This window comes from Mycobacterium colombiense, from assembly GCF_001672755.1.
GTDB lineage: Bacteria > Actinomycetota > Actinomycetes > Mycobacteriales > Mycobacteriaceae > Mycobacterium > Mycobacterium colombiense_C.
Genome location: NZ_LZKI01000042.1, coordinates 1 through 5977 on the forward strand (window position 1 = coordinate 1; position 5977 = coordinate 5977).

The window sequence follows — 5977 nt, forward strand, 5'->3', positions numbered from 1 at the left end:
CCGCTCGATGATCGTCGCCGTGCCCATCCCGCCGCCGGTGCACATGGTCACCAGTCCCGTTGTCAGATCCCGACGTTCGAGCTCGTCCAGCACGGTGCCGATCAGCATCGCGCCGGTGGCACCGATGGGGTGCCCGAGCGCGATCGCGCCGCCGTTGACGTTGACCACCTCCGGATCGAGGTCCAGATCGCGCATCGTCTTGAGCGGCACGGCGGCGAAGGCCTCGTTGATCTCCCAGAGATCGATGTCGGCGACCTTCATTCCGGCCCGCTCGAGGCAGCGCTGAGCCGCCGGTCCCGGCGCGGTGAGCATGATGACCGGTTCGCTGCCGATGGCCGCGGTGGCCCGGATCTGCGCACGCGGCGTGACCCGATGGGTGTGCATCCAGTTAGAGGAGGCCAGCGCCACCGCGGCGGCGCCGTCGACCACGCCGGAGGAATTGCCCGCATGATGCACGTGATCGATGCGATCGATGCCCGGGTAGCGCTGCAGGCAGATCTCGTCGAACGTGCGCTGCTCACCGTCGGCGCACGCGGCGCCCATCGCGGCGAACGCCGGCTTGAGGCGGGCCAGCGACTCGGTGGTGGTGCCCGCGCGGGGATGCTCGTCACGCTCGACGGCACCGTCCGGCGTCGGCACGTCGACCAGCGAACGCGCGAAGCGGCCCTGCTCGATGGCCGCGGCGGCACGGCTCTGGCTCTGCGCGGCGTAGGCGTCGACGGTCTCGCGACCGAATCCCTCCAGGGTGGCGATCAGGTCGGCCGAAATACCCTGCGGGACAGTCGGATACAGCGTGCGAAGGTCCGGGTTGTTGCCGTCGATGGTCGGGACGCCGGCCGTCGCGTCCCAGCGCGACATAGACTCGACGCCGCCGGCGATCACCAGATCCTCGCTGCCCGCGGCGATGCCGGAGGCCGCAACGGTCACCGCCTGCTGGCCCGACCCGCAGAATCGGCTCAGTGTCATCCCGGGAACGCTCTCGGGCCAGCCGGCCAGGAGCACCGACAGGCGTGCGATGTCGTCGCCGTGGTCTCCACTGAGGATGCCGTTGCCGGCGATCACGTCGCCGACGTCGGCCGGCTCGAAGCCGACCCGCTGTGCCAGCGCGGTGAGACACCGGGCGAGCAGGGCTTGCGGGTGCACGCCGTGCAGTCCGCCGTCGGGGCGGCCACGCCCGCGGGGCGTGCGGACCGCGTCCAGAATCCAGGCGTCGATGATGGACTCCGATCGTCGTGGGCCGGTCGCTACGGGGTTGGGCGGACCGGCACAGGTCACCCGCGATCGTAATCCGTCTCTCGACTGTGGAGAACTACCTTCTCCAAAATGGCGAAGCTGTTCTCGCTCGGCGGTGAGGGCGGCGCCGGGGTGGGCCGCTCTGGTCGCACGCGTCCCGTCAGTCCCCGCCGGAGGTGATGGGGTGTTTGCCCGCCTTCGAGCGACAACGGCGTGGGCGGGGCGCGGCTCGGTGGAGTTGTCGCTCGAAGCCGGGCAGTCGGCTTTGCAATCCCGCGGCGTGGGAGCAGGGCATGCCGCCGAAGTAGAAAGCATTGGCGCGCAGACCGACTGGCGCCACAACGGCCGATTGCGGCGGACGTGCGTTCGCGTCGGCTGACCCCGCTGTCCGGCGCGCAACGATATCGCCGCGTCCGTACGGCGCATAAGCAGGCCCCTAGCGGGTAGCCCGGCGCCATGACCAAGATCGGATACTTTCTGTCCTGCGAGCAATTCGGCCCGAAGGAACTCATCGACCAGGCCAAGCGTGCGGAGGACGCGGGATTCGAGGCGCTGTGGATCTCGGACCACTATCACCCCTGGAACGACGAGCAGGGCCAGAGCCCGTTCGTGTGGGGAGTCATCGGTGCGCTGTCGGAGGCGACGTCGCTGCCGGTGAGCACCGCGGTCACCTGCCCGACCGTCCGAATACACCCGGCGATCATCGCGCAGGCATCGGCCACCGCGGCCGTGCAACTCGACGGACACTTCGTGCTCGGGGTGGGCAGCGGCGAGGCCCTCAACGAACACATTCTGGGCGATCCCTGGCCGTCCGCCGGGGTGCGCCTCGAGATGCTGGAGGAGTCGATCGACATCATTCGCAAGCTGCACAAGGGTGGTGAGGTGAGCCACCACGGCAAGCATTACGAGGTGCAGGAGGCGCAGGTCTACACCCGGCCCGAAGAGTCGGTACCGATCTACGTCTCCGGGTTCGGCCCGCAGGCGGTGGAGCTGGCGGCCCGCATCGGCGACGGGTACAGCATCGCCATGCCCGACGGCGATCTGGTCAAGCAATTCCGGCAGTCTGGCGGCGGCGGCAAGCCGGTACAGGGCGGTATGAAGGTCTGCTGGGACGAGGACGCCGACGCCGCGCGCAAGACGGCGCATCGGTTGTGGGGCAACGAGGGGCTGCCCGGCCAGTCGTCGCAAATCCTGCCGCGACCAAAGGATTTCGCGGCCCTCATGTCGCTGGTGCCACCGGAGACCGTGGCGGAGAGCGTCGCCTGCGGCCCGGAACCCGACAAGCACATCGCGCAGGTTCGCAAGTACATCGACGCCGATGTCGACGAGATCTACGTACAGCAGATCGGTCCCGACATGGACGGGTTCTTCGCGGCGTGGGAGCAGGGCGTGCTGCCCGAGGTGCGCGGCTAGGGCTCAGCCGAAGTCGGTGCTACTGGTCAGCTCTTCCCATTGCGAGATCTCGGCGGCGCGCGCTTCCGCTGTGTAGCGATAGGCGGCCAGCGCGTCGGGGCCGAGCAACAAGAACCCCGGCGGCTCAGGCGATTCGACGGCCGCGATGATGGCATTGCCGGCCTTGGCGGGGTCGCCGGGCTGATTGCCGTGCATGGTGTCGTTCTCCTTGCGACGCTGCCCGGCGGTCGCGGCGTAATCATCGAGGACGGTGGCCGCCTGGACCAGTGAACGCCCGGCGAAGTCGGTGCGAAACGCGCCGGGCTCGACGATGGTGACCGAAATGCCCAGCGGCGCAAGCTCGCCGCGAAGGGACCCGCTGATGCCTTCGATCGCGGCCTTGGCCGCCGAGTAGTAGCCGGACCCCACCGGGGTCAGCTGCGCCCCGATCGACGAAATGTTCACGATCGCGCCACTGCGGCGCGCCCGCATGCCGGGCAGTACCGCCTTGATCATGGCGACCGTGCCGAAGAAATGCGTCTCGAACAACGTGCGGACCTCGGCGTCGTCGCCTTCCTCAACCGCGGCGCGATACCCGTAGCCCGCGTTGTTGACCAACACGTCGACCTGATCGAACCGCTCGACCGCTCGCTGCACGGCCGCGGCGACCTGCGCGGGGTCGGTGACATCCAGGGCCACGGCGAGCACCCGCTCGGGTGCGGTCTCGACAAGGTCGGCGACCGCGGCCGCGTCGCGCGCGGTGACGACGGCGTTGTGGCCGGCGCCGATGACGGCCTGAGCGAGCGCCCGACCGAGCCCCGTCGAGCACCCGGTGATGAGCCATGTGGACATGCACTGTCTCCCTTAACGTCGCCGCGAACCGGCTTTTGCCAAGTCGTTGTGCCGATAACACAACCGGATTAGATTCTGCCGATATGGAGCCCGTCTGGCGACCATTGCAGGAGGCGAGTGGCCGGACAGCGTGGCAAAAGGTGCTCATACCAGTTGCTGCCGAGATGCAGGAGTGCGCACCACAGTTGGCCAGCCGCATCGTCGACCGTTACCAGGCCGAGGTGCCGAAGGTCGTGCCCGACGAGTCTGCCGTGGACGAGGAGCTCGCCAGCGTCGAAGCCAGTCTCAGACTCATCGCACAGTGCTTGGCGACAGGAGACGATCCTCGGCGCTTCGACCTCGCGCCGGCGACGGCGGCGATCGCCCGCTCTGGTGTGCAAAGGGGCATCCCGCTGCTTGACCTATTGCGTTCCGTGCGCCTGGCGCAGGAACTTACGTGGCAGTGGCTGTTCGACCGGATCACCGCGACCGCGACGACCGCCGACCTTGCGCGGGCGCTTGCGCTTGCCACCAACTGGCTGTTCGCGTTCTGCGATGACGTGCTGACCAAGGCCGAGCACAAATACGAGATTGAGCGAGAAGCGTGGATGGGTGGCGCGGCCGCCGCCCGCGTGGCGGCAATCGGAGACATCCTCACCGAACGCGAAGACGATCCGCAGCGTGCATCCAAACGGCTGCGCTACGACATCAACCGCCACCATGTTGGCGTCAGAGCGTGGTTGGTTGCGGAGTTTGATGACACCAATGCACAGACGACTTTGACTGACGCTATGGCGCAGCTCGCTCGCGCTGCTTCGGCGGAAAGCAGCATGTTCCATCCCGTCGGCGCGAAGGACATCGCCGGCTGGATCAGCCGGTCGCAGTCATTCACCACTGCCGAGCTGGATATAGTCCGTGGCTGCGGCAAGTCTGCCTTGCCAGACGGCGTTTGGATTGCCGTCGGCGAACCGGGTTGGGGCATCAGCGGCTTTCGCCGCACCGATACCGAGGCCGCGCACGCACATCGAGTTGCCTCGCTGCTGGGGGATCGCGCCTCCGTTGTGACCTGCTATCGCTACGTCGCGGTCGCCGCGCTGGCCAGCGCGGACGGCGCGCACGCCGTCGCATTCGTCAAAAGAATCCTGGGACCACTGGCGGCCGACGATGAGACGACCCGTCGGGTGGCCGCCACGCTCGCGGTGTATCTCGAAGAGAACCGAAGCCCGGCCAGGGCCGCGCACCGGCTTAACGTACATCCCAACACGGTCGGTTATCGGGTCAACCAAGCTGAAGAATTGCTCGGCCGGCCAATCGACGCCAACGTCCTTGACCTGTCGGTCGCCCTTGAGCTGTTGCCCGCGCTGCGCGGGTTGACCCACCCGGGCGATGCCGGGTTGTGACGACGACACAAACGCGTCGTTGAACTCTGTTGTCCGACCCCGAGCGGATCTGCTGCCGCACTCCTAGCGTCTGCACCTAGCCGCCCCAAGCGGCTCCGATCGAAAAACTAGGAGGAGTCGTGAAAACTCTGCAGGAACTCGACGTCAATTACATGAGCGGCGCAACCAACCCGTGGGTACCGTTCACGCCGCTGAGTGACCAAGTCTTCCTGAAGTACTGGAAGGTCGACCCGGTCCGAGCGGAGATCATCGTCTCCATGAAAGTGCCCGCCAACGTGGAGCTTGGGACGCACTACCACACCGGAATCGTTGTCGCGCACACCGTTAGCGGAGCCTGGCGTTATAAGGAGAGCGAGTGGGTCGCGCGCGGGGGCGACACCCTCTACGAAGTTGCCGGCTCCTCACATACTCCCGAAGCTTTCGAGGACTCGGAGATCTTCTTTTACTTGGTCGGTGAGTTGCTGTTCCTTGACCGGGACAACAAGCTCCTCTGGCAGGAAAACCACAAGACATCCATCGACCGCTATACGCGCTACTGCGCCGACAACGGTATTCCGGCCCGCGACCTGACGAGGTGGGACGCCTGAGTCAGAGCCGGCTCCGCGGGGCCACTTCGCCTCAGTCGGTCAACGCCCGGCCCACGATCAACGGGTCGGGTTCACCCACCACCTCATCGTCCTTGTCGTCGTAGTCGGACTTGGCGAGGACGAAGCGCATTGCGTTGATCCGGGCTCGCTTCTTGTCGTTGCTTCTGACCACCGTCCACGGAGCGTCGTCGGTGTCGGTCGCCTCGAACATCGCCTCCTTCGCGGCGGTGTAATCGTCCCACCTGTTGATCGACTCCATGTCCATCGGCGAGAACTTCCAATTGCGCACCGGGTCGACCAACCGGACGGCGAACCGCGTGCGCTGCTCGGCGGGTGACACCGAGCACCAGAACTTGGTCAGGCTGATCCCGTTGTCGACCAGCATCTGTTCGAAGAGCGGGGCCTGGTCCATGAATTCGTCGTATTGGTCCGGGGTGCAGAAGCCCATCACCCTTTCCACGCCGGCACGGTTGTACCACGACCGGTCGAACAACACGATCTCGCCGCCGGCCGGTAAGTGGCTGATGTAGCGCT

Annotated in this window: 5 protein-coding genes and 1 pseudogene; 3 read left to right on the forward strand and 3 right to left on the reverse strand. The window is 66.7% G+C overall.

Features of this window, described 5'->3' with window-relative positions:
* A partial coding sequence (locus tag A5708_RS05510) for an acetyl-CoA C-acetyltransferase (protein ID WP_196772539.1) occupies positions 1 to 1218 on the reverse strand: 1218 nt, incomplete at its 3' end.
* Between the two features lie 471 nt (positions 1219 to 1689).
* On the opposite strand from A5708_RS05510, the gene A5708_RS05515 reads away from it, so the two are divergent.
* Positions 1690 to 2646: an LLM class F420-dependent oxidoreductase gene (locus A5708_RS05515; RefSeq protein ID WP_065027654.1), complete on the forward strand. Its 957-nt coding sequence runs from the start codon at positions 1690 to 1692 to the stop codon at positions 2644 to 2646.
* A gap of 3 nt (positions 2647 to 2649) precedes the next feature.
* Here A5708_RS05515 and A5708_RS05520 read toward each other — a convergent pair whose 3' ends face one another.
* On the reverse strand, positions 2650 to 3477 hold the full coding sequence (locus A5708_RS05520) for an oxidoreductase (RefSeq protein ID WP_065027655.1): 828 nt from the start codon (positions 3475 to 3477) through the stop codon (positions 2650 to 2652).
* A gap of 185 nt (positions 3478 to 3662) precedes the next feature.
* Between A5708_RS05520 and A5708_RS05525 the strand changes: the two genes are divergently transcribed.
* Both A5708_RS05525 and A5708_RS05530 read left to right on the forward strand, forming a co-directional pair.
* On the forward strand, positions 3663 to 4856 hold the full coding sequence (locus A5708_RS05525; RefSeq protein ID WP_231117822.1) for a PucR family transcriptional regulator: 1194 nt from the start codon (positions 3663 to 3665) through the stop codon (positions 4854 to 4856).
* Between the two features lie 119 nt (positions 4857 to 4975).
* Positions 4976 to 5443, forward strand: coding sequence for a 2,4'-dihydroxyacetophenone dioxygenase family protein (locus A5708_RS05530; protein ID WP_065027657.1), 468 nt, complete (start codon positions 4976 to 4978; stop codon positions 5441 to 5443).
* A 31-nt stretch (positions 5444 to 5474) separates the two neighbouring features.
* Here the strand turns inward: A5708_RS05530 and A5708_RS05535 are convergent.
* Positions 5475 to 5977, reverse strand: a pseudogene (locus A5708_RS05535) (polyphosphate kinase 2); the annotation flags it as partial.

Bases quoted from the DNA above. Each gene is read 5' to 3' on its own strand.
- A5708_RS05515 (WP_065027654.1), top strand. From the start codon at position 1,690: ATGACCAAGATCGGATACTTTCTGTCCTGCGAGCAATTCGGCCCGAAG.
- A5708_RS05520 (WP_065027655.1), bottom strand. From the start codon at position 3,477: ATGTCCACATGGCTCATCACCGGGTGCTCGACGGGGCTCGGTCGGGCG.